Here is a 21415-nt window from a genome sequence, read left to right on the forward strand (position 1 = left end):
AAGTCAGACGGTCCCGAAAGGACGGGTCATGCGTCCCTTGTTACTCGCGGCAGCCCTCACCCTCGCGGCCCCGGCCATGGCCGCCCTGGCAGCACCGCCCGCACCTGCACCCGCACCCACATCGGCTTCACCCGCGCCCACCTACGAGCTGCCGTCGCCGGAGCCGCCGGTGACCGGCGCGCCGCCGCCGAGCCCCACCGCGCAGAACGTGCCGCCCACCCCCGCCCAGGTGGCCGAGCCGATCGTGATCGCGTCGGCGGCCCTGCGGGTCGAGCTGGACCCTGACTTCCCGCGCGTCCTGCGCTACACCGACCGGGCGAGCGGCGCCACGCTCGGCGGCGGCACGGCCGTGCCCGCCATCGTGATCAACGGCCAGGCCAGGCCCGCCGAGGTGCGGCTGACCGGCAACGACGGCGCGACCGCCCGCTACCGCCTCGACCTCGGCGACGGGGTCGCGCTGCGGGCCAGCGTCGGGGTCAGGGGCAGGGTGACGACGTTCGCGATCGACGAGGTGATCGACACCGAGGCGTTCAGGGTCGGCACCATCGACCTGCCCGGCCACGACCTGGTGTCGGTGTCGAGCGCGCAGCCGGGCGCGGCCACCGCGTTCACCCGGCTGGACCCCGACTCCACCCGCACCGCCGACGTCTTCGCCCAGGTCACCGCGGCCACGCCGGCGGACACGGCGCCGGTCGGGGCGACGTACGCGATCGTGCACACCGACCGGCTGGCCGCCGCCGTCGAGACGAACGCGACCTACGACCGCCCGTCGGGCCCCACCGACCGTGACGCGGCCCGGCTGTGGCACCAGGCCAGGAAGGACGCCGACGGCACGGTCCGGGTGGGCGTCTGGAGCGGCCAGTGGACGCACCGCGCGAGCGGCTCCCCGTTCACCGAGGAACGCCCGTGGGCGAAGGTCGTGGTCACCCCCGACGCGAACGGCGACGGCACGCTCGACTGGCAGGACGGCGCGATCGCGTTCCGCGGCATCGCGATCAAGGCGCTCGGCTCGGAGCGGACCAAGGACCGGGTGGTCACGCACATCCCGTTCAACTTCTCCAGCCAGGCCACGCACCCGTTCCTGCGCACGCTGGACGATGTCAAGCGCGTCTCGCTGGCCACCGACGGGCTCGGGCAGCTCGCGCTGCTCAAGGGCTACCAGTCGGAGGGGCACGATTCGGCGCACCCCGACTACGGCGGCAACTACAACCGCCGCGCGGGCGGGCTCAAGGACCTGAACACGCTGCTCAGGGCGGGCAGGGCGTGGAACGCCACATTCGGCGCGCACGTCAACGCCACCGAGGCCTACCCCGAGGCCAGGAGCTTCGACGAGCGGCTGGTCAACAAGGACGCCAAGGGCTGGAACTGGCTCGACCAGGCGTACCTGATCGACCAGCGCGGCGACCTGACCAGAGGCACGCTGGCCGCGCGGCTGGCCCGGCTGCGCGCGGAGACGGACCCGAACCTCGCGCTCCTGTACGTGGACGTGTTCCGGCCGTTCGGCTGGGTCGCCGACCGCACGCAGGCCGAGCTGCGCGCGCAGGGCTGGCAGGTGGCCACCGAGTGGTCGGACAAGCTGGAGCGCTCGTCGCTGTGGTCGCACTGGGCCAACGACCTCGGCTACGGCGGCGCCACCAACAAGGGCCTGAACTCGCAGATCATCCGGTTCGTGCGCAACCACGAGAAGGACGTCTGGAACGCCCACCCCATCCTGGGCAACGCCCGCATCGTCGAGTTCGAGGGCTGGACGGCGGAGAACGACTTCACGGCCTTCCTGCGCAACGTCTGGGAGAACAACCTGCCGGCCAAGTTCCTCCAGCAGCAGCGGATCATGGACTGGAACGCGGACGAGATCGTGTTCACCGGGGGCGTGCGCGGCACGTACCGCGACGGCAGGCGCGAGCTGTTCGCCGGCGGGCGCAAGGTGCTCGACGGCGGCACGTACCTGCTGCCGTGGCACGGCAAGTACTACCACTACAACGCGGCGGGCGGCGAGAGCACCTGGGAGGCCGACCGGCCGATGAGCGTGTACGAGCTCACCGACCAGGGCCGCGTCCCCGCCGGCACCGTCACCCCGTCGGGCGGGCGGATCACGCTGAAGGCGAAGGCGGGCGTGCCGTACGTGCTCTATCCCGGCAAAGCGCCCAGGCAGGCCGATCCCGAGCGGGGGCAGGGGAGCGGCGTGCGCGACCCCGGGTTCAACGACGACCGCCTCCGGGGCTGGAGCGTCAGCGGGCCCGTGAGCGTGGAGCGCGACGCGCTGGGCCGCCGGGTCGCCCTGCTGGGCGCGGGCGCGCAGGCGCGGCTTGAGCAGCCGCTGACCGGGCTCCGGCCGGGACGGACCTACACGGCGTCGGCGTTCGTCGAGGTGGAGCCGGGCAGGACGCGCGCGACCACGCTGGAGGCGGGCGGTGCGGCCGTGACCGTGCTGCGGTCCACGGCCAAGAACTACATCGCCTCCGACGAGAAGCACGACACCTACTTCCAGCGGGTGAAGGTGACGTTCAGGGCATCGTCCCCGTCCGCCGTGCTGCGCATCACCGCCGCGCCCGCCGAAGGGGAGGTGCGGGTGGACGACGTCCGCGTGTTCGAGCGCGAGCCGGCCGGTGACGTGGAGACGTTCGAGTCGGTGGAGCCCGGGTGGGGGCCGTTCGTGAAGGGGGACGCGGGCGGGTCGTTCGACGCGCGCACGCACCTGTCCGAGCGGCACGAGCCGTACACGCAGGCCGGCTGGAACGGCAAGGCGGTCGACGACGTGCTGCACGGCGACTGGTCGCTGAAGGCGCACGAGGAGCGGCAGGGCCTGATCTACCGTACGGTGCCGCAGACCGTGCCGTTCGAGCCCGGGCACGCCTACGAGGTCTCCTTCGCCTACCAGAACGCGCTGGACGGCACCTACCAGTGGGTCACCGGCTACGACAAGGGCGGCGCCGCCGTGGAGACCCGCCGCACGCCGATCCCCGCTCAGCGGACGACCGCCCGGTTCACCGAGCGGGTGGTGGCCGGGTGCGGCGACGTGTGGGTGGGGCTGCGCTCGCTGCGGCCCGAGCTGGCCGGTGCCGACTTCGTCCTCGACGACTTCGCCGTCACCGACCTCGGGCCCGTGCCGGACGCGCAGGCGTGCGGGACGCTGGAGGTGACGCCCCCGGCGGTGCTGGAGCAGGGGGTCGCGGGCGAGGTCACGACCACGTTCACCAACCTTGAGGACGTCGCGCTCCAGGACGTGGCGGTGCGGCTGACCGTGCCCGAGGGGTGGACGGCCGAGGGTGACGGCACCGGGACGGTGCAGCCCGGCGGGAGGCTCGCCACGACGTGGCGGGTCACGGCGCCCGCCGGCGCGGCGTACGGCGCGTACGAGCTGGCCGCCACCGCCGCGTACACGGTGGGCGGGGCACCCAGGACGCTGACCGCCACCGCCTCCGTGCGCACGCTGCCGCCGCCGCCCACCGGCGACGCCTACGCGAGCGACCTGGAGTGGGTGAGCGCGGACAACGGCTGGGGGCCGGTGGAGCGCGACCGGTCCAACGGTGACACCGGCGCGGGCGACGGCGGGCCGATCGTGATCGGCGGGCGGACGTTCGCAAAGGGGCTCGGCACGCACGCGCCCGCCAAACTGCGTTTCTATCTCGGAGGGCGGTGTACCGCGTTCACGGCCTTCGTCGGTGTTGACGACGTGCAGGCCACGCGCGGATCGGTGCAGTTCAGCGTGCTGGCCGATGGGGTGGAGCGGGCGCGCAGCCCCGTGCTGCGGGCCGCCGACGCGGCGTACGAGCTGAGCGCCGACCTGACCGGCGCCCGGTACGCGGACCTGGTGGTGGGCGACGGGGGCGACGGCATCGGCAACGACCACGCCGACTGGGGGGAGGCCCGGTTCAGCTGCTCCTGAGCTCCGCGTACAGCGGGGACCAGCGGTTGTAGACCCCGCTGGGCACCAGGTAGACGTTCATGGCGACCTGCATGAGCAGGAGGAAGACGACGTACTGGGCGGTGTTGACGCCCGGCACCGCGTCCATCGGCAGGGCGTAGGCGATGACGATCCGCACCACGGCGTCCGCGAGCAGGCCGACGCCCCAGATGACGCTCGCCACCCGCCAGATGCGGCGGAAGGCGGGCAGCCGCGCCCACAGCACGTCCCACGACTCGCGGTTGGGGCCGATCCGGCCCTCCAGGATGAACCGGGTGAACACGAACGCCAGCGGCCGCTCGCCGCGCGCGCTGACCAGGAACCACAGGCCGGCCACCCCCGTGAACCAGCCGTCCTTGGCCAGCAGCAGCCGCGGGTCGTGGACGAGGACGGACACGGCGGCACTGGCCAGCATCATGACCGTCATGTAGAGGCCCAGGCGGTCCGGCCTGCGGCGGCGGACGAGGTCGGAGACCACGCTCACGCCGGGGACGAACGAGCTGATCACGAATGCCAGGTGTGGCTCGACGCCGCTCGCGCGCAGCACGTAGTAGAGCGCCACGGTCAGGCCGACGTCCACGGCCAGCGTCAGCAGCCCTCGCAGCCGGGTGCTCATGCGCGGGTCGCCCGGGCGAACAGGGCCGCCAGCTCGTCGGCGTACTCGGCCAGGTCGGCCTCCGGGTCGGCCTCCAGCAGGAACGGCAGCCCGTCCAGCGAGCGCTGGATCGTCATCGCCATCACCCGCGTGCTGAACGGCCCGAACTCGCCGCTCTCCTGCCCCCACGCCAGCAGGCGCTCCACGTGGGACAGCGACGACAGGTCGGTGGCGGCGTCCCGCGCCGCCGTGCCGCCCTCCGGCCGGAAGTTGAGGAAGATCTCCGTGGCCGCCCGCATCTCGGTGCGGTGCCCGTCGAGGTACTCCACCAGCGAGCGGATGTACGTCTCCAGCGCGGCGGAGGCGGTCGTGCGGGTGCTGACGCGCTCGTGCATGAACCTGCTCAGATCGCCGTAGATGGTGGCGATGGTCTGGCCGATCAGCTCGTCCTTGCCGTCGAAGTGGTACGAGATCAGCCGGGTGCTGCTGAGCCCGGCGCGCTCGGCGATCCGGGCGAAGGAGGTGTGGTGGTAGCCGAGCTCGGCGATGGTCTCGATCGTCGCGGCGACGATCTGCGCCCGCCTGGCGGAGCTGGTGACCGACTCGCCCTGTTTTACTGGCATGAGTAATTTTTAACTCAGGTGAGTAAATGTGGCAACCCTCCCAGCTCAACGGTGGAAAACTCGCTTAGCTGACGCTTATCCGCGACGTGATGCGATGGAAACCGAGGTACTGTGCGCATTCCGGCGCAGAGACAGAGGAGAACACTTGTGGCCGCGTCACTACCGCTACCTTGGGCGAGATCGGCGATACCCTGGGTGACGACCGTCGCCCGGCTGGTTCTGGGCGGCGTGCTGATCGCGGCGGGTGCGCTCAAGATCGGTAATCCGGCCGACTCCGTCGTGGCGGTCAAGGCCTACCAGTTGCTGCCCGAATCGATCGCCGTCGCGGTGGGCTACGCCCTGCCGATCGTGGAGATCGTGGTCGGCGTGCTGCTGGTCGTCGGTCTGCTGACCAGAGTGGCCGCGGTGATCGCCGCGCTGCTCATGTTCGCGTTCGTGTTCGGCATCGGCTGGGCCTGGGCGAACGGCCTGCGGATCGACTGCGGCTGCTTCGGCGGCGGGGGCCAGCTCGGGGTCGGGCAGGAGCCGGCCTACCTGCTCGACATCCTGCGCGACTTCGGCCTCGTGCTGCTCGGCGCGTGGGCCGTGCGCTTCCCGCCGGGCCGCTTCGCGCTCGACGGAGCCCTCGGTCTCGGGGGCGATACTCATGACGATGACGAGGGGGACCACTGATGAGCAAGGGCGAGCGGACGAAGACGAAGTCGCAGTCGGCGCGCGACAAGATCAAGGCGCAGCAGGCCGCCCAGCGCGCGCGTGACAAGCGCCGCAAGACCGTGACGTACGTGACCGCGGGCGCCGTCGCGGTGGCCGCGGTCGGGCTCGGCGTCTGGTACGCCGCCAGCATCTCCCGCTCCGAGGAGGCCACCGGCGCCCTCGCCCCCGTCACCGTGCAGCCCGACGGCACCGCCGTGATGGCCCAGAGCGGCGTCACCGCGCCCGTGGTCGACATCTACGAGGACTTCCAGTGCCCGGCCTGCAAGGAGCTCGAGCGCGTCAGCGGCCAGACCTTCAAGAACCTCGCCGCCGAGGGCAAGGCCAAGGTCGTCTACCACCCGATCACGATCTTCTCGCAGGAGCCGACCAAGTCCAACTCCGTCCGCGCCGGCAACGCCGCCCGTTGCGTCGCCGACGGCAAGCAGTGGCTCGCCTTCCACGACCTGCTCTTCAAGAACCAGCCCTCCGAGACCGAGGAGGGGTTCAAGGTCGACCAGCTCAAGCAGTGGGGCAAGGACGCCGGGGTCAGCTCGCCCGACTTCGACCAGTGCGTGACCTCCAACAAGAACGCCGAGGCGCACCTCGCGTACAGCAAGAAGATCAGCGACGAGCAGAAGCTCGATCACACGCCGACAGTGAAATTGAACGGCACAGAAATAGACAATCAGGTACTGTTCAGCCCGTCGCAACTGCGTGATGAGATTACCGGGGCGGCTAAGTAGGCTCGCTTCCGCTACCCTCACCTGACATGCCCCTTGCCTCGATTCCCAGCCCTTCCCAAGGGGTCTGGTATCTCGGAATCATCCCGATCCGGGCTTATGCGCTATGCATCGTGCTCGGCGTCATCGTCGCCGTCTGGCTGAGCGAGCGCCGCTGGCGCGCGCGCGGCGGCCAGCGGGGGACGATCATCGACATCGCGGTCCCCGCGGTCATCTTCGGCCTGATCGGCGGCCGCCTCTACCACGTCATCACCGACTGGCAGACCTACTTCGGCAGCCGCGCGATCAAGGAGCCGATCCAGGCCCTGTTCATCTGGGAGGGCGGCCTCGGCATCTGGGGCGCGATCGCGCTCGGCGGCGTCGGCGTCTGGTGGGCCGCGCGCCGGCGCGGCCTGTCCATGACGGCGCTCGCCGACACGATCGCCCCCGGCATCGCCTTCGCGCAGGCCATCGGCCGCTGGGGCAACTGGTTCAACCAGGAGCTGTACGGCTCGCCGACCACGCTGCCGTGGGGCCTGGAGATCGACGTCGACCACGGCGGCGAGCCCGGCGTCCTCTACCACCCCACGTTCCTGTACGAGTCGCTGTGGGACGTCGCGCTCGGCTTCGTGCTCATCTTCCTGGGCCGCCGCCTCGCGCTGCACCACGGGCGGCTGTTCGCCCTCTACGTCGCCGGTTACACGCTGGGCCGCTTCTGGATCGAGGGGCTGCGCATCGACCCGGTCGGCGGCGTGGACCACGCGGTGACGCTCCTCGGGCTGCGCCTCAACCAGTGGACGTCCATCGTGCTGTTCGTGGGCGCACTGGTGTACTTCTGGGCCACCAGGAACAAGACGGGCGAGGAGATCGTCGTCCCGCCGTCCGCCGACCCCGACCCCGCCCACTCCACCGGCCAGGCCGACCCGGCCCCGACGAGCCCTCCGACACCCCAGAGAAGGGGGCGGCCGAGGAGCCCGGGGAGTCCGGGGCCGATCCGGCGGGCTCAGGCACGGACACGAAGACGGATACTGGGGCGGAGACTGCGGCGGATACCGGGCCGGAGACGAAGGCGGGGGCCACGGACGACACGCCCGCCGCGCCTGCCTCGCCCGCCGGGGATAACACCGGCGACACCGGCGGTGAGGCTCGCGATGACGACGGTGAGCGGGCCGAGGAGCCCGGCGCCGAGCCTGACGCCGAGCCCGTGACGAAGGAGAAGAACTCGCGATGAGCGGTCGCGCGGAGATCCACCACCAACATCGCGACGTCACCGGAGGCTGGTTGCGGCCCTCGGTGTTCGGCGCGATGGACGGCCTGGTGTCGAACTTCGCGCTCATCGCCGGTGTCGCGGGCGGCACCACCAACACCAGGGTGATCGCGCTCGGCGGCGTCGCCGGCCTCGCCGCCGGGGCGCTGTCCATGGCGGGCGGCGAATACGTGTCGGTGGCCAGCCAGCGCGAGCTGGCCCAGGCCGAGATCGCCGTCGAACGCCGCGAGCTGGCCCGCCACCCCGACGACGAGCAGGCGGAGCTGGCCCAGACCTTCGTCGACAAGGGCGTGGCTCCCGACCTGGCCGCCGAGGTGGCCCGCCAGATCTCCGCCCATCCGGAGCGGGCGCTGGAGGTCCACTCACGCAACGAGCTGGGCGTCGTGCCGGGGGAGCTGCCGTCGCCGATGGTGGCCGCGGTCTCGTCGTTCCTGTCGTTCGCGGTGGGGGCGGTGCTGCCGCTGCTGCCGTACCTGTTCGGGGCCCAGGGGCTGGGCGTTCCGGCGACCGTCTCGTGCGTGGCGCTGTTCGCGGCCGGGGCGCTGGTCTCCGCCGTGACCGCCCGCACCTGGTGGTACTCAGGGCTACGCCAGCTCCTGGTGGGGGCCGTGGCGGCGGGCGTCACGTTCGGCGTCGGCAACCTCATCGGCGCGGCGGGGCTGTGATGGCACGTCGAAGAGGCCCGTCGGGCTCCGGCGGGCGGTCCAACGGCGACCGCCCCGGCCGCGCTCGCGGCACCCACTCCACCCCGCCCGGCGACCTGCACCCGTCCGGGCCTGACGGCGGCGGCTTCTTCGGGGCCGGGGCTGATGGCGGCTTCCCTGCGCCAGGGCCTGACGGCGCAGGCTTTCCCGGGGCGGGCAGCGGCGGCTCTCGTGGCTCGCATGCGTCCGGCGGCTCGCACGCACCCGGGGGCTCGCATGCGTCGGGCGGCTCGCATGCGTCCGGCAGCTCACATGCCTCCGGCACCGATGCCTGGTCGACCGGCGAGCGCGGCCATCGGCACGCGGGCGGCACCGACGGCGTCGGCTGGCCCGCCGGGGGAGGCCGGCAGGCTTCAGGCGGGGAGCCCGGATGGCCGGCCGGCGATGGCCGATCGGTGGGTGGTGGCCGGTCGGCGGGTGATGGCCGGTCGGCGGGCACCGACGGGCACGGCTGGCGCTCGACCGGCACCGACGCCGGCGGCTGGCCCGGGGCTCACGCCGGGGGCGGCCGGGCGGCAAGCGGCACCGACGCTAGTGGCTGGCCTGCCTCCGGGCACCACGGCGGTGGCCAGGCTCCGGGCGGGCAAGGTGGCCCCCAGACGGTAGGCCCCCAGGCGGTCGGCGGCACTGACGGCGGTGGCTGGCCAGTGGCCGGCGCACACGGCGGAGGCCAAGCAGCAGGCGGCACTGACCACGGCGGCTGGCCTGTGGCCGGGAGCAGCCAGTCCGTAGGCGGCACCGACCACGGTGGCTGGCCTGTGGCCGGCGCGCATGGCGGAGGTTCGGTCGCGGGCGGGGCGCACGGCGGAGGTTCGGCTGCGGGCGGCGCACACGGTGGTGGCCGGGCCGGGGGCGAGCCGGAGGGTGGCAGGCGCTCGGCGGGGAGTCGCGGTGGCCGCAGAGCCCGTTCGCGTGGCACGCGTGCTGCGGAGCCGGTCAGCGACGACCGCCAGGCAACGGGCACGGACGGCGGTGGCCGGCCGGGCGCGGGTACGGACGGCGGCTGGTCGGGTTCGGGCACGGACAGCAGTGGCTGGTCGGCTGCGGGCACGGACGGCAGTGGTCGGTCCGCTGCCGACACGGACGGTGGCGGGCGTTCGCGCTCTCGTGCGGGCGGCCGGGGCCGGGGCCGGGGCGCCGGTCATGCTGAGGGCGGTGGCAGCGCTGCCGTTCATGACGACGGTGGCGAGGAGTGGCTGGCGGGAGAGGCCGACGGCACCTGGCCGCCCAGAGACCTCCCGCACATCCGGCCCAAGCGGAATGCCCAGGAAGACGCAGCCGCAGAGGGCTTTGCGACCGATGGGCGTGGAAGAGGCAGGGGTTCCCGAAGGGCTGACGGAGGCACAAGGGGCGAGGAAGCGGAAAGAGGCGACGGATCCGGCAGAGCCGACGGGCCCGGCAGAGCCGACGGATCCGGTAGAGGTGACGGATCCGGTAGAGGTGAGGGGGCCGGAAAGGGCGACGAGGCTTCGGCGGCGGGGTCGCGGAAGCGGCGTCGTACCCCTCGCTCGGACTGGCAGCTCCCCCTGCTCACCGACTGGGGTTTCCGCCCGCAGCAGCAGCGGCTGATGGTCATCATCGCCACGGTCGTGGCCGTGCTGGCCGGCGGCACCGGCCTGGTGGTGGCCATCGCGAACCTGGGCACGTACGCACCGGAGCGGCAGTCCAGCGCCGCCGTGCTCGGCCCGGACGCGGCCGTGCCGCAGGTGTTCCACGGGTGGGGCTCGCCCAAGCTGTTCGACCCGCTGGCGGAGCGGACCAAGGACGCGAAGGCGCTGACCGAGAAGGAGGTGTTCAGCCAGAGCGAGCTGGCCGTCTCCAAGAAGCTCAAGCTCAAGCTCGTCGCCAAGCAGCTCGACGCCGACTGCTCGGCCGCGCTGTGGGGTGGCACCCTCCTCGAACGGGTCTCGGACGCCGCATGCACCCAGGCCGCCCGGGGGCTGTACGCCAGCTCCGACGGCCGGTACGTCGGCCAGTACACGCTACTCAACCTCAAGGACGGCAAGTCGGCCGCCGAACTGGTCGAGTCGTTGAAGACCCTTTACCGCGGCGGCTGGGCACGTCCCCTGACCTCCACCAAGGCGTCCTTCCCCGGCGGCGGCTACTCGGAGGCAGGCGGCTACGCACTGGGCCACTACGTCGGGCTGGTGTGGATCGGCAAACTGGACGGCGCCGAACCCACCACGAAGGACGACTTCGTCTCCCTCACGCTGGCCCTGCGAGGGGCGGAAAAGGCCGTCTACCGCCGGGTCGTCGCGATCACAGGATCGGCAGGCTGACGATGGCACGCCCCAGCCCCGGACCAACCCCCTCCGACGACCCCACCCCGGCACGCCCCACGCCGACCGGCGACCTCGCGTCGCCACGGCACACGCCGGCCGGCGACCCCGTCTCGACGCGACACACGCCGCCTGGGGGCCCTGCTCCGGCCCGGCCCGGCACTGGATCGACCCCTTCCGGCGATCCCGCCCAGGCACGCCATACGCCGGCCGGCGATCCCGGCCGGGCACGCCCCACGCCGACCGGCGACCCCGCGTCGCCACGGCACACGCCGATCGACGATTCCGCCCTGGAACGGCATACACCGATCACCGACCTCGCCCCGGAGCTGCAAATGCTGGCCGGCGGAGCTGCCTCGGGGCGGCACACGCCGGTCGGCGATCCTGGCTCGGCGCGGCGCACATCGGCCGACGACCGCACCCGCGCACAACGCACCCCGGCACAACGCACATCGGCCGACGATCCGTGGGATGAGGAGCGGGACGGGCGTCCGAGGCGTCGGCTCCTCGTCATCGCCGCCGTCATCATCGTCGCGGCGGCCGTCGGCGTGGGCGGATGGTTGTGGCTGGGCGTGAGCAGCCTCGTCCCGCCACGTTCCACGCCGAGCCCACCTCCGCCTTCTACGCCGCCATCGACTCCCGCCAGAACGACGCCTCCCCGCTCACCCTCCAGGAGGTCTTCACCCCGGCCACCAAGACCCTGGGCAAGCTGAGCCTGACGGCGACCCGCCAGTACACCGACTGCGACGAGGCGCTCTGGGGCGTCACGACCACGGGCTGCACGCAGGCGCTCCAGGCCACGTACCAGGGCGGGTCCATGGCGGGGCAGTTCGTCATCTTCAACCTGGCCGACGGGCGCGCGGCCGACGCGCTGGTGGCGGCGCTGCGCAAGGACGGGTTCGTCCGGCAGGACGTGGCGTTCGAGGCGGCCGGCAGCCGCGCCCAGGCGCGCGCCATGGGGCATTACGTCACGGTGAGCTGGGTCGGCGCCACCGCCCCCGCCGAGGACCAGGCCACGACCTCTGTGCAAGACCAGGTCACGGCCCTTGTCGCCCTCGACGGATTGGGCCGCGTGGTCCAGGGCCGCATCGTCGCCGCCACCTGACCCCATCCCGCTCCAGGGCCCTGAGGACGCGGGTGCATGTCGCCGGTACGGGTTGGCCAGCGTGAGGGTTCGGCGGGCCGGGCCTGCTGGTGGGGCCCTGCGGTTGGGCTTGGCAGCGTGTGGGTGTGGCGGTTCCGTGCGATGCGGGCCGGCCAGTATGAGGGTGTGGCGGGTCTGGGCGGTGGGGTTTGGCAACCCGGTGACAGTTCCGTGAGATGTGCCTGGCCACTCTGAGGCGTTGCGGGTCCCGTGGGGCGAGGACCGGCTGGGGAGGGTGGAGGGTGACCGGCGGTGGGAGGGCTGGATCAGGAAGCCGTACCGGTGAGGGCTCTGACCGTGGTGGTGACCGCGTCTCTGAGGGCGGTCAGGCGGTGGAGGGGGGCCTCCAGGGGGGTGAGGTCGTCGGACCAGTCGGCGGCTTCGCGGATCAGGGTGCGGGCCTCGTTCTTGGTGAGCGTCGTGCCCTGGGCCCTGGCCAGCGCGATGAGGGCCTCGCGCCACGTGTTGGCGAGCTTGCCGTGGCCGTTGTCCAGGATCCTGCGCAGGATCGTGTCCACCTCGCCCTCGGGCTGCGGCAGGCGTACGACGTCGAGGACGCCCTCGCGGGCCTCCGCGAGCGTGTAGACGGGCGACAGCGCCGCGGGCAGGCGCGGGGTGAGGCCTGGGCCGACGACGCGGAGGTGGGCGGCGCGGGAGGCCAGCAGGAGGCGGGGGAGCGCGGCCTCCAGACCGGCGGGGACGGCCACGGCCACCCGGGCGGGGGAGGCGGCGTACGGCTTGGCGAGCCAGGTCGAGAGCTTGACCCGGGGCTGGGTCAGGGCCTTGGGCCACTCACCGACCAGAAGCTCGGCCTCGAACCCCGCCAGCGGGTCCGATTCGCCCGCACGCGATCCGGAGGGCATCGCCCGCGCTGCCAGCGCGTCGGGACGGCCCGCCTGCGCGTCCGCGACACCCGCCGGTTCGTTTGCGTTGGCTGCCTGCGCGTCCACTTCGGCTGCCTGTCCGCTTGGACCGGCTGCCCGCGCGGCCGGGGCTTCGGCGTGCGGGCTTCCAGCGTCTTCGTGCGCCCGAGAGGCCGTCGTCCGCGGGGCCGGGGTCGCTGCGCGCGGCGTGTTCGGGGACGTTGGTGAGGTGGGGCCGCCCTTGGCGGTGGCCGAGGCGCTTTCCACTGCCTGTGGCCCCTGCGTGTAGATGGCCGTGGAGGTCGGGCGGCTGAGGCGGGATTGGACGGCTGGGCCGGTCTTGGTGGTGGGGCGGAGGAGGTAGAGGTCGGCGGCGGAGCCGATGGCTTCTGCTCCGAAGTATCGGTTGAAGTCGGGGTAGATGGCCTCGTAGGCGAGGTTGAGCTCCGACAGCTCCTGCTGCACCTTGAACGCCAGCAGCGGCGTGCGTTCGCTGGCCCCGTACGCCAGCAGCACCCGCCCCCCGTCCTTCAGGCCCTCGACGGCGCGGGCGACGAACAGGCCGATGCCTTCCGGTGTGTACGGCGGGTCGGTGAGGGCGAGGTCGTGGTCCTTGGCGGAGGCGGGCAGGCCGAGGCGGAGGTCGGCCCAGCGGGTGCGGACGCCGAGCCGCTGCTCGTCGATGTAGGCGAGGATGCGTTCGTCGACGTCGACGACGGTGACGTCGGTCTCGGGGTGGACGAGCTTGACGGCGAGGGAGGTGAGGTCGTGGTCGCCGACGCACAGCAGGCGCGTGCCGGGCAGCCAGAAGCGGGCCCCGAGCAGGAGGGCGCGGCGCAGCACGGTGTCGGGGGTGGCGGAGACGTGGTCGAGGACGTGGCGGGCGCGAGGGGCCTTGGCGATGAGGGTGGTGAGCCGGTCGAGGGCGGGGCGGTAGTGGGGCAGGAGGTGGGCGACCGGGTCTTCGGGGGGCGGGGCGACGGCGATGAGATGCTGGTAGGCGGGGGTGTCGGTGAGCGGCACGCGGAAGCGGTCGCCGTCGTGCTCCAGCACCAGCTCGCGCAGCAGGGCCTCTATGGTGCGCCGCGACGTGGCCGTATCCCTGACCAGATCGGGCAGGGACCACCACTGGCCGTCGCACAGGAGGCCGAGGGCGTGCCTGAGCCGCCTGCTGTCGGCCCCGGCCTCGGTGAGCAGGCGTTCGACCCCGTCACGCTCCATGGGCAAACCCTATCGGCTCGCGGGCACTCGCTCCTCCTGGCGGAAAATCGTCGCCGGGATCGGGAATTTCGGCGGCCAGGCTCAGGGTTTGGGATAGCGAGTTCGGATGCCGAGACGGGGCACGAAGTTCGTAATGCGGACGCGGCGGGCACCAATCCGGCAGGGTGAGGTAACCTCTACCCACGATATGCAGCAGGGCCAACGTCGTCCCTCGCCTGTGAAGCAGTTCTCGACAGACGAAGACGACGGGAGGGATTCAATGCCTGCTGCCCACCTCGGGTTCCCCGAGCCCCAGGGCCTGTACCACCCCGCCAACGAGCACGATGCCTGCGGTGTCGCCATGGTCGCCGACGTCGCCGGGCGCCGTGATCACGGCATCGTGGTCAAGGCGCTGACGGCGCTGTGCAATCTTGATCATCGGGGGGCCAAGGGTAGCGAGCCGGACACCGGCGACGGAGCCGGGATCCTGACGCAGATCCCCGATGGGTTCTACCGGGCGGTCGTGCCGTTCACGCTGCCCGACGCCGGCGCGTACGCCGCCGGCATCGCCTTCCTGCCCTTCGACGAGCAGGCCAGGGCCACGGCCGTGCGCCTGATCGAGGAGATCGCGGCCGAGGAGGGCCTGACCGTGCTCGGCTGGCGCGACCTGCCGGTCGACCGGGAGCTGCCGGGGCCGAGCGCCCGGGCGGTCATGCCGCACTTCGCCCAGCTGTTCGTGTCCGACCCTGAGGGGCGCACGGGCCTGGAGCTGGACCGGCTGGCGTTCTGCCTGCGCAAGCGGGCCGAGCACGAGGCCGACGTGTACTTCCCCTCGCTGTCGTCCCGGACGGTCGTCTACAAGGGCATGCTGACGCCCGACCAGGTCGAGCCGTTCTTCCCCGACCTGAGCGACGAGCGTTACGAGAGCGCGATCGCGCTGGTGCACTCGCGGTTCTCCACCAACACGTTCCCGAGCTGGCCGCTGGCCCACCCCTACCGCTACATCGCGCACAACGGCGAGATCAACACGGTCAAGGGCAACCGGAACTGGATGCGGGCCCGCGAGGCGATGCTGGCCTCCGCCAACATCCCGGGCGATATTTCGCGACTTTTCCCCATCTGTGACCCGGACGGCAGCGACACCGCGAGCTTCGACGAGGCCCTTGAGCTGCTCCACATGGGCGGCCGCAGCCTCCCGCACGCCGTCCTGATGATGATCCCCGAGGCGTGGGAGAACCACACCGAGATGGACCCGGCCCGCCGGGCCTTCTACGAGTTCCACTCCACGCTGATGGAGGCCTGGGACGGCCCCGCCTCGATCACGTTCACCGACGGCACGCTCGCCGGCGCCGTGCTCGACCGCAACGGCCTGCGCCCCGGCCGGTTCTGGGTGACCGCCGACGGCCTGGTCGTGCTGGCCTCCGAGGCCGGCGTGCTCGACATCGCCCCCGAGGACGTCGTCCGCAAGGGCCGCCTGCAGCCGGGCCGCATGTTCCTCATCGACACCGCCCGTGGCAAGATCATCGAGGACGACGAGATCAAGGCCGAGCTCGCCGCCGAGCTGCCCTACAGCGAGTGGCTGCACGCCGGGCTCGTCCGCTTCGAGGAGCTGCCCGCCCGCTCGCGCGAGATCCCCACCCACGAGGCGCTGGTGAAGCGGCAGCAGACCTTCGGCTACACCGAGGAAGAGCTGCGCGTCATCCTGTCGCCCATGGCCAAGACCGGCCAGGAGCCGATCGGCTCCATGGGCACCGACACGCCCGTCGCCGTGCTGAGCGAGAAGCCGCGGCTCCTGTTCGACTACTTCACGCAGCTGTTCGCGCAGGTCACGAACCCCCCGCTGGACGCCATCCGCGAGGAGCTGGTCACCTCCCTGGCCAGCACCCTCGGGCCCGAGGGCAACCTGCTGGACCCGGGGCCGAGCTCCTGCCGCCAGCTCGTGCTGCCGTACCCGGTGATCGACAACGACGAGCTCGCCAAGATCATCCACATCAACGACGAGCACGACCTGCCGGGCTTCCACCCGTACGTCATCAGCGGCCTGTACGAGGTCGGCGGCGGCGGCGAGGCGCTGCTGCGCCGGCTGGAGGAGATCAGGGCCGAGGCGTCAAAGGCGATCGCCGACGGCGCGCGCATCATCGTGCTGTCCGACCGCGGCTCCTCCGACGCGCTCGCGCCGATCCCGTCGCTGCTGCTGACCGGCGCGGTGCACCACCACCTGATCCAGGAGAAGACCCGCACCAAGATCGGCCTGGTCATCGAGACCGGCGAGGCGCGCGAGTGCCACCACATGGCGCTGCTCATCGGCTACGGCGCCGCCGCGATCAACCCGTACCTCGCGATCGAGACGATCGAGGACCTGGTCGACGCCGGCGCGCTGCAGCTGGACAAGCACAAGGCGGTCCGCAACCTGATCAAGGCGTACGGCAAGGGCGTCATCAAGGTCATGTCCAAGATGGGCGTGTCCACCGTCGCCTCCTACACCGGCGCGCAGATCTTCGAGGCGCTCGGCCTGAGCCAGGAGGTCATCGACTCCTGCTTCACCGGCACCACCTCCCGCCTCGGCGGCGTCGGCTTCGACGTGCTGGCCGAGGAGGTCGCGCAGCGGCACCGCCACGCGTACCCGCGCGTGGAGAACCCCCACCGCAGGCTCCAGGTCGGCGGCGAGTACCAGTGGCGGCGCGAGGGCGAGCCGCACCTGTTCAACCCCGAGACCGTCTTCAAGCTGCAGCACGCCACCAGGACCCGCCGCTACGAGATCTTCAAGGAGTACACGAACCTCGTGGACTCCCAGGCGGAGCGGCTGATGACCCTGCGCGGCCTGTTCAAGCTGCGCAAGGGCAACCCGATCCCCATCGAGGAGGTCGAGCCGGTCGAGAGCATCGTCAAGCGGTTCTCCACCGGCGCGATGTCGTACGGCTCCATCTCCATGGAGGCGCACGAGACGCTCGCCATCGCGATGAACCGGCTGGGCGGCAAATCCAACACCGGTGAGGGCGGCGAGGACCCCGAGCGCCTGTACGACCCGGAGCGCCGCTCCGCGATCAAGCAGGTGGCCTCCGGCCGGTTCGGCGTCACCTCCGAGTACCTGGTCAACGCCGACGACCTGCAGATCAAGATGGCGCAGGGCGCCAAGCCCGGCGAGGGCGGCCAGCTGCCCGGCCACAAGGTCTACCCGTGGGTGGCCAAGACCCGGCACTCCACGCCCGGCGTCGGCCTCATCTCGCCGCCGCCGCACCACGACATCTACTCGATCGAGGACCTGGCCCAGCTCATCCACGACCTGAAGAACTCCAACCCGGAGGCCAGGGTCCACGTGAAGCTGGTCGCCGAGGTCGGGGTCGGCACGGTCGCGGCCGGCGTGTCGAAGGCGCACGCCGACGTGGTGCTCATCTCCGGGCACGACGGCGGCACCGGCGCGTCCCCGCTCACGAGCCTCAAGCACGCGGGCGCCCCGTGGGAGCTCGGCCTGGCCGAGACCCAGCAGACGCTGCTGCTGAACGACCTGCGCGACCGCATCGTGGTACAGGTGGACGGCCAGCTCAAGACCGGCCGCGACGTCGTCATCGCCGCCCTGCTGGGCGCCGAGGAGTACGGCTTCGCCACCGCTCCGCTGGTCGTGTCCGGCTGCGTGATGATGCGCGTCTGCCACCTCGATACCTGCCCGGTGGGCGTCGCCACGCAGAACCCCGAGCTGCGCAAGCGGTTCACCGGCAAGCCCGAGTTCGTGGTCAACTTCTTCGAGTTCATCGCCGAGGAGATCCGCGAGTACCTCGCCGAGCTGGGCTTCCGCTCGCTCGACGAGGCGATCGGGCACGTCGAGATGCTCGACACGACGGCGGCCGAAGACCACTGGAAGGCCAGTGGCCTCGACCTGTCGCCGATCCTGCACCGGCCGGAGCTGCCCGCGGGCACCCCGCTGCGCCGCACCGTCGAGCAGGACCACGGGCTGCAGCACGCGCTCGACAACACGCTCATCCAGCTCGCCGAGGGCGCCATCAACGACGGCACCCCGGTCACGCTGGAGCTGCCCATCCGAAACGTGAACCGCACAGTCGGCACCATGCTCGGCTACCAGGTCACCAAGCGGTACGGCGGCAAGGGCCTGCCCGACAACACCATCGACATCTCGTTCACCGGCTCGGCGGGCAACTCGTTCGGCGCGTTCGTGCCGCGCGGCATCACGCTGCGGCTGACCGGCGACGCCAACGACTACCTGGGCAAGGGCCTGTCCGGCGGGCGGATCACCGTCCGGCCGCACGACGAGGCCCCGCTCGACGGCCACATCATCGCCGGCAACGTCGCCCTCTACGGCGCCACGTCCGGCGAGGTGTTCGTCCGGGGCGTCGTGGGCGAGCGGTTCTGCGTGCGCAACTCCGGCGCCACCGCGGTCGTCGAAGGCGTCGGCGACCACGGCTGCGAGTACATGACCGGCGGCAAGGCCGTGGTGCTCGGCCCGACCGGGCGCAACTTCGCGGCCGGCATGTCGGGCGGCGTGGCGTACCTGCTGGACCTGAACCCCGAGCGGGTCAACCGCGAGATGGTCGCCATCGAGGCGCTCACCGAGCAGGACGCCGAGTTCCTGAAGGAGACCGTCGAGAAGCACTTCGCGGAGACCGGCTCGCCGGTCGCCAAGGCGCTGCTCGCCGACTGGGACGCGGCGCTCACCAGGTTCGGCAAGATCATGCCGACCGACTACAAGAGGGTGCTGGAGGCCGCCGAGGCCGCCCGCATCGAAGGCAGGGACATCGACGAGGCCGTCATGGCGGCCGCGGTCAAGGGTTAAGGGAGGCGTAACCGTATGGCTGACCCGAAGGGTTTCCTCACGCATGACCGGGAGCTGCCGGCGCGCCGCCCCGTGGACGTCCGCATCAGCGACTGGCGCGAGGTCTACCAGGACTTCTCGCAGGAGAAGCTGACCAAGCAGGCGGCCCGCTGCATGGACTGCGGCATCCCGTTCTGCCACAACGGCTGCCCGCTGGGCAACCTCATCCCCGAGTGGAACGAACTCGTCTACCGCACCGACTGGCGCGAGGCGATCGAGCGGCTGCACGCCACCAACAACTTCCCGGAGTTCACCGGCAGGCTCTGCCCGGCTCCGTGCGAGGCGGCGTGCGTGCTCGGCATCAACTCCGACCCGGTCGCCATCAAGCGGGTCGAGGTCGAGATCATCGACCGCGCGTTCGCCGAGGGCTGGGTCACCCCGCAGCCCCCGGCCGTCAAGACCGGCAAGAAGGTCGCGGTCGTCGGCTCGGGCCCGGCCGGGCTCGCCGCCGCCCAGCAGCTCACCCGCGCCGGACACGACGTCGTCGTGTTCGAGCGGGCCGACCGCATCGGCGGGCTGCTGCGCTACGGCATCCCCGAGTTCAAGATGGAGAAGCGGCACATCGAGCGCCGCCTGGAGCAGATGCGGGCCGAAGGCACCGAGTTCCGCACCAGTGTGAACGTCGGCGTCGACATCACCGCCGCCGAGCTGCGCGAGCAGTTCGACGCCGTGGTGCTGTCCGGCGGCGCCACCCAGTGGCGCGACCTGCCGGTGGCCGGCCGCCAGCTCAAGGGCATCTACCAGGCGATGGAGTACCTGCCGCTGTCCAACAAGGTGCAGGAGGGCGACTACGAGACCTCGCCCATCTCGGCCGAGGGCAAGCACGTCGTCGTCATCGGCGGCGGCGACACCGGCGCCGACTGCATCGGCACCGCGATCCGGCAGGGCGCCAAGTCCGTCACCCAGCTCGAGATCATGCCGCAGCCGCCCAGGTCCAGGCCCGGCAGCCAGCCGTGGCCGACCTTCCCCATCCTGTTCAAGATGGAGAGCGCCCACGAGGAGCTGGAGGAGGGCGGCGGGCAGCGCGTCTACGCCGTCTCCACCACCGAGTTCGTCGGCGACGCCGACGGCAACGTCCGGGCGCTGCGCCTGGTCGAGGTCGAGGGGCCGCAGAACGGCTTCAAGCCGATCCCCGGCACCGAACGCGAGATCCCGGCCGAGCTCGTCACCCTCTCCATGGGCTTCCTCGGGCCGGAGAAGGGCGCCCTGCTCCAGGACCTGGCGGAGGTCGCCGGCGACGGCTTCTACGACGCCAGGGGGAACGTGGCGCGCGACAAGACGTACATGTCCAAGGTGGACGGCGTCTTCGTGGCGGGCGACATGGGGCGCGGGCAGTCGCTGATCGTGTGGGCGATCGCCGAAGGCCGCGCCGCCGCCAGCGGCGTCGACCGCTTCCTCACCGGCGACACGGCCCTGCCTTACCCGATCCTTCCGACGGCTCGTCCGCTCGTCTGAGGTAGTTGGGTGCGGCCCGGCCTTTCCGGCCGGGCCGTCGTCCTTTTCAACCCCGCCCCTTCATTACGGCAGAGCCGACGTCACCGCCACCCGCCGCACGTGGCTGAGGGCCTCCAGGAAGACGCCCGCTGACCCCGCACGTGGCCGGCCGCCGTTACGCGCGCATACTCGACCATCCGGGTGGTCAGCCCCTGGCCGTCCGCGTGGCCGGGTTCCTGGGCCGTCAGGGCGCGCAGGACCGTGCGATGGCGTCCAGCGCGCGCTGCGACTCCGGGTCCGCCGCCCGGTAGATGACCAGCCGTTGCCCCGGTGCCTGCAGCGGCGCCAGCACCTCGTACTCGACCGTCAGCGGCCCTTCGGCGGCGTGCCGCAGCCGCTTGCGGCCCCTGGCGTTGACGCGGACGTCGCGCATCGCCCACAGCCGGGCGAACTCCTCGTTGCCCGACGTCAGCTCCTCCACCAGGTCCGACAGGCCCTTGTCGTCGGGGTGGGCCGCCCAGGAGGCCCGCAGGTCGGCGATGCCCTCGCGGATGGTGCGTTCCCTGTCGCGGAAGAAGTTCTTCAGGCCGGGGTGGAGCATGCACAGCCACAGGCTGTTGCGCTGGCGGGGCGGCAGCGTGCCGAAGTCGAGCATCAGCCCGGCCATCTCGGGGTTCCACGCGATGATGTCGAAGCGGTGGTTGAGGACCATGGCGGGCAGCGGCGACAGGTCCAGCACCAGCCGCGCCAGCGGCCCCGCCTCGTCGTCGGCGGGCCCCTCGCGCTCGGGCCTGCTGGTCGGCCGCTGCCGGGCCAGGTCGAACAGGTAGAGCCGTTCGTCCTCACTCAGCCGCAGCGCCGCCGCCAGCGCCTCCAGCACCTCGGGCGAGGGCCGCAGCCCGCGCCCCTGCTCCAGCCGGATCACGTAGTCGACGCTGACCCCGGCCAGCTCGGCGACCTCTTCCCGGCGCAGCCCGGGGGTGCGGCGGTGGGCGCGGCGCGCCGGCAGCTCGACGTCGCCGGGGCGCAGCCGCTCGCGGCGCGTGCGCAGGAAGGCCGCGAGCTCGCGGGTCTGGTCCACGGTGCTCATCGCCTCGATCCTACGGCGCGTGCCTGGTACGGCCGATCCCAGGAAGGCTCTTCCCTTACCCATGGCTCGCGGCCC

General features: G+C 72.0%; 13 protein-coding genes. 9 read left to right on the forward strand and 4 right to left on the reverse strand.

Annotated elements, in window-relative coordinates; genetic code table 11:
* The first annotated feature begins 28 nt into the window (after positions 1–28).
* Positions 29–3886, forward strand: coding sequence for an endo-alpha-N-acetylgalactosaminidase family protein (locus KIS93_RS54885; RefSeq protein WP_222108028.1), 3858 nt, complete (start codon positions 29–31; stop codon positions 3884–3886).
* Here KIS93_RS54885 and KIS93_RS54890 read toward each other — a convergent pair.
* Positions 3873–4520 (reverse strand): VC0807 family protein, encoded by a 648-nt coding sequence (locus KIS93_RS54890; protein WP_080041011.1) that lies wholly within the window; start codon positions 4518–4520, stop codon positions 3873–3875. The genes KIS93_RS54885 and KIS93_RS54890 overlap by 14 nt on opposite strands.
* Entirely contained in the window at positions 4517–5122 is a 606-nt protein-coding gene (locus KIS93_RS54895; RefSeq protein ID WP_080041010.1) for a TetR/AcrR family transcriptional regulator, read from the reverse strand. The genes KIS93_RS54890 and KIS93_RS54895 overlap by 4 nt, the downstream gene beginning before the upstream one ends.
* A 195-nt stretch (positions 5123–5317) precedes the next feature.
* On the opposite strand from KIS93_RS54895, the gene KIS93_RS54900 reads away from it, so the two are divergent.
* The 6 genes from KIS93_RS54900 to KIS93_RS54925 all read left to right on the forward strand — a co-directional run bounded on the left by KIS93_RS54900 (position 5318) and on the right by KIS93_RS54925 (position 11889).
* The gene (locus KIS93_RS54900) at positions 5318–5794 is read left to right on the forward strand and encodes a MauE/DoxX family redox-associated membrane protein (RefSeq protein ID WP_080041009.1); all 477 of its coding nucleotides are present in this window, start codon (positions 5318–5320) and stop codon (positions 5792–5794) included.
* Positions 5794–6558: a DsbA family protein gene (locus KIS93_RS54905; RefSeq protein ID WP_080041008.1), complete on the forward strand. Its 765-nt coding sequence runs from the start codon at positions 5794–5796 to the stop codon at positions 6556–6558. The genes KIS93_RS54900 and KIS93_RS54905 overlap by 1 nt, the downstream gene beginning before the upstream one ends.
* Positions 6559–6668: 110 nt before the next feature.
* Complete coding sequence (gene lgt, locus KIS93_RS54910; protein WP_335673944.1) at positions 6669–7742, forward strand: prolipoprotein diacylglyceryl transferase; 1074 nt, start codon at positions 6669–6671, stop codon at positions 7740–7742.
* A 19-nt stretch (positions 7743–7761) separates the two neighbouring features.
* Positions 7762–8466, forward strand: a complete 705-nt coding sequence (locus KIS93_RS54915; protein ID WP_080041006.1) for a VIT1/CCC1 transporter family protein — start codon at positions 7762–7764, stop codon at positions 8464–8466.
* A 1607-nt stretch (positions 8467–10073) separates the two neighbouring features.
* Positions 10074–10784, forward strand: a complete 711-nt coding sequence (locus KIS93_RS54920; protein ID WP_080041004.1) for a hypothetical protein — start codon at positions 10074–10076, stop codon at positions 10782–10784.
* A gap of 556 nt (positions 10785–11340) precedes the next feature.
* Entirely contained in the window at positions 11341–11889 is a 549-nt protein-coding gene (locus tag KIS93_RS54925) for a hypothetical protein (RefSeq protein ID WP_186405021.1), read from the forward strand.
* A 305-nt stretch (positions 11890–12194) separates the two neighbouring features.
* Here the strand turns inward: KIS93_RS54925 and KIS93_RS66745 are convergent, their stop codons facing one another.
* A complete protein-coding gene (locus KIS93_RS66745) occupies positions 12195–14012 on the reverse strand; it encodes a bis-aminopropyl spermidine synthase family protein (RefSeq protein ID WP_230466398.1) in 1818 nt (605 codons plus the stop codon).
* 259 nt (positions 14013–14271) lie between these two features.
* On the opposite strand from KIS93_RS66745, the gene gltB reads away from it, so the two are divergent.
* Both gltB and KIS93_RS54940 read left to right on the forward strand, forming a co-directional pair.
* Positions 14272–18777 carry a glutamate synthase large subunit gene (gene gltB, locus KIS93_RS54935; protein ID WP_186405022.1) on the forward strand — a complete coding sequence of 1502 codons (4506 nt, stop codon included), beginning with the start codon at positions 14272–14274 and terminating at the stop codon, positions 18775–18777.
* Positions 18778–18792: 15 nt separating this feature from the next.
* Entirely contained in the window at positions 18793–20271 is a 1479-nt protein-coding gene (locus KIS93_RS54940; RefSeq protein ID WP_080041002.1) for a glutamate synthase subunit beta, read from the forward strand.
* 223 nt (positions 20272–20494) lie between these two features.
* On the opposite strand, the gene KIS93_RS54945 is transcribed toward KIS93_RS54940, so the two are convergent.
* Complete coding sequence (locus KIS93_RS54945) at positions 20495–21340, reverse strand: helix-turn-helix transcriptional regulator (protein WP_080041001.1); 846 nt, start codon at positions 21338–21340, stop codon at positions 20495–20497.
* Between the last annotated feature and the right edge of the window lie 75 nt (positions 21341–21415).

The sequence above is a fragment of the [Actinomadura] parvosata subsp. kistnae genome (genome assembly GCF_900323885.1).
Lineage (GTDB): Bacteria > Actinomycetota > Actinomycetes > Streptosporangiales > Streptosporangiaceae > Nonomuraea > Nonomuraea composti.

Coding starts and splice junctions, on each gene's coding strand:
- KIS93_RS54885 (WP_222108028.1), top strand. CDS start 29: ATGCGTCCCTTGTTACTCGCGGCAGCCCTCACCCTCGCGGCCCCGGCC.
- KIS93_RS54890 (WP_080041011.1), bottom strand. CDS start 4,520: ATGAGCACCCGGCTGCGAGGGCTGCTGACGCTGGCCGTGGACGTCGGC.
- KIS93_RS54895 (WP_080041010.1), bottom strand. CDS start 5,122: ATGCCAGTAAAACAGGGCGAGTCGGTCACCAGCTCCGCCAGGCGGGCG.
- KIS93_RS54905 (WP_080041008.1), top strand. CDS start 5,794: ATGAGCAAGGGCGAGCGGACGAAGACGAAGTCGCAGTCGGCGCGCGAC.
- KIS93_RS54915 (WP_080041006.1), top strand. CDS start 7,762: ATGAGCGGTCGCGCGGAGATCCACCACCAACATCGCGACGTCACCGGA.
- KIS93_RS54920 (WP_080041004.1), top strand. CDS start 10,074: ATGGTCATCATCGCCACGGTCGTGGCCGTGCTGGCCGGCGGCACCGGC.
- KIS93_RS54925 (WP_186405021.1), top strand. CDS start 11,341: ATGGTTGTGGCTGGGCGTGAGCAGCCTCGTCCCGCCACGTTCCACGCC.
- KIS93_RS66745 (WP_230466398.1), bottom strand. CDS start 14,012: ATGGAGCGTGACGGGGTCGAACGCCTGCTCACCGAGGCCGGGGCCGAC.
- gltB (WP_186405022.1), top strand. CDS start 14,272: ATGCCTGCTGCCCACCTCGGGTTCCCCGAGCCCCAGGGCCTGTACCAC.
- KIS93_RS54940 (WP_080041002.1), top strand. CDS start 18,793: ATGGCTGACCCGAAGGGTTTCCTCACGCATGACCGGGAGCTGCCGGCG.
- KIS93_RS54945 (WP_080041001.1), bottom strand. CDS start 21,340: ATGAGCACCGTGGACCAGACCCGCGAGCTCGCGGCCTTCCTGCGCACG.